The sequence below is a fragment of the Corallococcus sp. 4LFB genome, from assembly GCF_046520365.1.
GTDB lineage: Bacteria > Myxococcota > Myxococcia > Myxococcales > Myxococcaceae > Corallococcus > Corallococcus caeni.
This window is the reverse complement of record NZ_JBKGHJ010000795.1, coordinates 1-2,541: the sequence shown is the minus strand read 5'-3', so window position 1 is coordinate 2,541 and position 2,541 is coordinate 1. Positions and strand designations below refer to the sequence as shown.

Here is a 2,541-nt window from a genome sequence, read left to right as displayed (position 1 = left end):
GCTCTTCCAGCCCGCCGGCCGCCGCAGCGCGCGCACCGCGTGGATCGCCCACGCGCTCAGGCCCCGGGCCGGCTGGCGGTGGACGCGGGGCGCGAAGGAGGCCATCGTCACCGGCAAGCGCAGCCTGCTGCCCAGCGGGGTGACGGGCGTGGAGGGGGAGTTCGGCCGGGGGGACCCGGTGGACCTGGCGGACGCGGCCGGGACGGTGTTCGCCCGGGGCCTGTCCACCTACGACGCCAACGAGCTCAAGCGCATCGCCGGGCGGCGGAGCGCGGACATCGAGGCGGTGCTGGGCTACCGCTACCTGGACGAGGCGGTGCACCGCGACGACCTGGCGGTGCTGTAGCGGCCCCGGGCGCAAGCCGCCTAGATGGAGCAGGAGACGGACTTCACCGTGCCGGGCGTCTCGTCCGTGAGCCGCATCAGCGCGCGGAACTCCGGGGAGTCCACCTTCATCAGGAGCAGCGACACCTCCAGCTCCCCCGGCACCCGACCCAGCTGGAGCTTGCGCTCCTGGCCGTGCAGCAGCGCGAGCTGCGAGTGGCCTTCCCCCTCCGGCAGGGACAGGTCCACCTGGAGCTGGAAGGAGTCGCCCTCGCCCCTGGGCGTGAGCACCAGCCGGTAGTCCGGCACCGTGGCGCCCGGACGGCGGCGCTCGGCGCGCAGCGTGCGGCCCGCCTCGCCCAGCAGCTTGGGCTGGGCGATCAGCCGGCCGTCGCGCCGGACCTCCAGCGCGAAGTAGAGCGGTTCGGAGCGGGCGTGCGCGGGGGCGGAGACGAAGGCCAGCAGCACCAGCGCCAGCCCGGGAAGCCACGTCTTCAGCAGGGAGGTGCGGTCCATGGTCGAGCCCTCGTCAAAGCCTTGCGTCCGCCGCGTCGCCCCCACGGCAGCCAGCGGAGCGTCCACCAGAGGTCCTGGCGGAGGCACGCTGTCGCTTCTCACCCAATTCGACAGGGTCCAAGGAATAACCCAGACGCGCCCCGAGTGCGAGCCCCACGCCCGGGGTTGTCTGCTGCCTTGCGGACGAAACGAGGGGTACATGGCGGTACCTGCTTGCCTGTTCAGGTCGGGGCGACTATCTCCCCCTTGGACGGAGCCAGCCCCCTCCCGTGTTCCCTTCCTGTCCCTTTCCTGGCCTGCTCCCTTCTCCCACCCCGGAAGTCCCCGGTCTCTTGATCTCCCGGGTCCTGTCCGCCATCGTCACCGATCTCCTGAATGGACCGCACGGAACGCATCCTTGATCTCGTGGCACTGCTGCTCGACGCGCGGGAACCCATCTCGTGGGCCGAGCTGCGTGAGCACTTCCCCGCGGACTACGGCGGCTCGGACGACGCCGCTGAACGCAAGTTCGAACGCGACAAGGCGGAGCTCGTCGAGCTGGGCTTCCCGCTGAGCTACGTGCAGGGCGACGACGAGCGGCGCGACGGCTACCTCGTCGACCGCAACGTCTACTACCTGCCGGAGGCGGACCTCACGAAGGAGGAGCTGGCCGTCCTCTACGCCGCCGGGTCCGCCGCGCTCGCGTCCGGCGCGTTCCCGGGCCGCGACGACCTGGCGCACGCGCTGCGCAAAATCGGCTTCTTCGCCGGCGAGTCCCTGCCCACCCCGCGCGTGCGCATGGAGCTGGGCACCGGCCAGGAGGGCCAGGAGAAGGAGGTCTCCGCCCGCCTGGAGCAGCTCTGGGACGCGTGCTCCGCGCACAAGTGGGTGCAGCTCACCTACGGCAGCCCGCGCAAGGACGGCGTCACGGAGCGGCGCGTGGACCCCTACGGCCTGGCGCTGCGGCGCGGCGTCTGGACGCTGGTGGGCTACTGCCACCTGCGCCAGGGCCTGCGCACCTTCCACGTCCACCGCATCCGCGAGCTGAAGGTGAACACCGCCCGGCCGCGCACGCCGGACTTCGAGGTGCCGGCGGGCTTCTCGCTGGACGCCCACGTGGCCTGCTTCCCCTGGCAGTACCGCTTCCACGAACCCCTGGAGGTGACGCTCCAGCTCACCGGGCCGCAGGCCTCGCGCGCGGGCTCGCTGTTCCCGGGCGCGGCGCTGGAGCCGGTGGGGGAGGGCGTCGTGCGGGCCCGCTTCCCGGTGACGTTCCTGGACGGGCTGGCGCGGTTCGTCCTGTCCCTGGGCTCGGACTGCCGCATGGAGGGCCCTCCGGAGGCGCGCGAGCGCCTGGAGCACATGGCGGCGAACATCCTGGCGAAGCACGCGCCGGTGGAAGGTCAGCGGGTGAGCGCATGAGCAACGTCCACGAGCGGCTGCGCCGCCTGCTGTTCCTCGTCCCCTACGTCTCCAAGCACCCGGGCGTCACCGTGGACGCGCTGGCCAAGGCCCTCAACATCAGCCGCGAGGACCTGCTGGAGGAGCTGGACCTGCTCACCTGCGTGGGCCGGCCGCCCTTCAACCCGGACGACTACATCGACATCTACGTGGACAACGACCGCGTCTACGTGGACCTGGATCAGCGCCTGTTCGCGCCGCCCCGGCTGACCGCGGGCGAGGCCGCGGCCCTGGCCGCCGCGGCGGAGCTGTTGCGCCCGG

3 protein-coding genes and 1 pseudogene are annotated in these 2,541 nt (G+C 72.3%); 3 read left to right on the top strand and 1 reads right to left on the bottom strand.

The genetic code is table 11. From position 1 onward, the window contains the following. On the top strand, window positions 1-346 hold a 346-nt coding region (locus tag ACLEQD_RS41245), incomplete at its 5' end, for a PUA domain-containing protein (protein ID WP_410391389.1). 20 nt (window positions 347-366) lie between these two features. Here ACLEQD_RS41245 and ACLEQD_RS41240 read toward each other — a convergent pair. After that, on the bottom strand, window positions 367-840 hold the full coding sequence (locus tag ACLEQD_RS41240; RefSeq protein ID WP_410391388.1) for a hypothetical protein: 474 nt from the start codon (window positions 838-840) through the stop codon (window positions 367-369). A gap of 375 nt (window positions 841-1,215) precedes the next feature. Here ACLEQD_RS41240 and ACLEQD_RS41235 point away from each other — a divergent pair, with 375 nt between their 5' ends. Further along, entirely contained in the window at window positions 1,216-2,241 is a 1,026-nt protein-coding gene (locus ACLEQD_RS41235; protein ID WP_410391387.1) for a helix-turn-helix transcriptional regulator, read from the top strand. After that, window positions 2,238-2,541 (top strand): annotated as a pseudogene (locus tag ACLEQD_RS41230) (WYL domain-containing protein); the annotation flags it as partial. The gene ACLEQD_RS41235 and the pseudogene ACLEQD_RS41230, both read left to right, overlap by 4 nt.